Annotated in this window: 1 rRNA gene; it reads left to right on the plus strand. The window is 54.8% G+C overall.

Features of this window, described 5'->3' with window-relative positions:
• A 23S ribosomal RNA gene (locus HMPREF2787_RS01480) occupies positions 1-1,016 on the plus strand; the annotation flags it as partial.

Raw genomic sequence — 1,016 nt, forward strand, 5'->3', positions numbered from 1 at the left:
GGGTCGAAGCGGAGAATTTAAGCCCCAGTAAACGGCGGTGGTAACTATAACCATCCTAAGGTAGCGAAATTCCTTGTCGGGTAAGTTCCGACCTGCACGAATGGCGTAACGACTTCCCTGCTGTCTCAACCACAGACCCGGCGAAATTGCAGTACGAGTAAAGATGCTCGTTACGCGCGGCAGGACGAAAAGACCCCGGGACCTTCACTATAGCTTGGTATTGGTGTTCGGTTCGGTTTGTGTAGGATAGGTGGGAGACTGTGATGCCTCAACGCCAGTTGGGGTGGAGTCGTTGTTGAAATACCACTCTGATCGTATTGGACATCTCAACCTCGGCCCGTGATCCGGGTTAGGGACAGTGCCTGGTGGGTAGTTTAACTGGGGCGGTTGCCTCCCAAAGAGTAACGGAGGCGCCCAAAGGTTCCCTCAGCCTGGTTGGCAATCAGGTGTTGAGTGTAAGTGCACAAGGGAGCTTGACTGTGAGACTGACAGGTCGAGCAGGTAGGAAACTAGGGACTAGTGATCCGGCACCGGCTTGTGGAAGCGGTGTCGCTCAACGGATAAAAGGTACCCCGGGGATAACAGGCTGATCTTCCCCAAGAGTCCATATCGACGGGATGGTTTGGCACCTCGATGTCGGCTCGTCGCATCCTGGGGCTGGAGTAGGTCCCAAGGGTTGGGCTGTTCGCCCATTAAAGCGGCACGCGAGCTGGGTTTAGAACGTCGTGAGACAGTTCGGTCTCTATCCGCCGCGCGCGTAGAAACTTGAGGAAGGCTGTCCCTAGTACGAGAGGACCGGGATGGACGTACCTCTGGTGTGCCAGTTGTCCCGCCTGGGGCATGGCTGGTTGGCTACGTACGGAAGGGATAACCGCTGAAAGCATCTAAGCGGGAAGCCTGTTCCAAGATTAGGTTTCTTTTGAGGTCCCCTATAGATGATGGGGTTGATAGGCCGGATCTGGAAGCATCGTAAGGTGTGGAGGTGACCGGTACTAATAGACCAAACATTCAACACA

The organism is Corynebacterium sp. HMSC061H03 (assembly GCF_001838215.1).
Taxonomy (GTDB): Bacteria; Actinomycetota; Actinomycetes; order Mycobacteriales; family Mycobacteriaceae; genus Corynebacterium; species Corynebacterium jeikeium_D.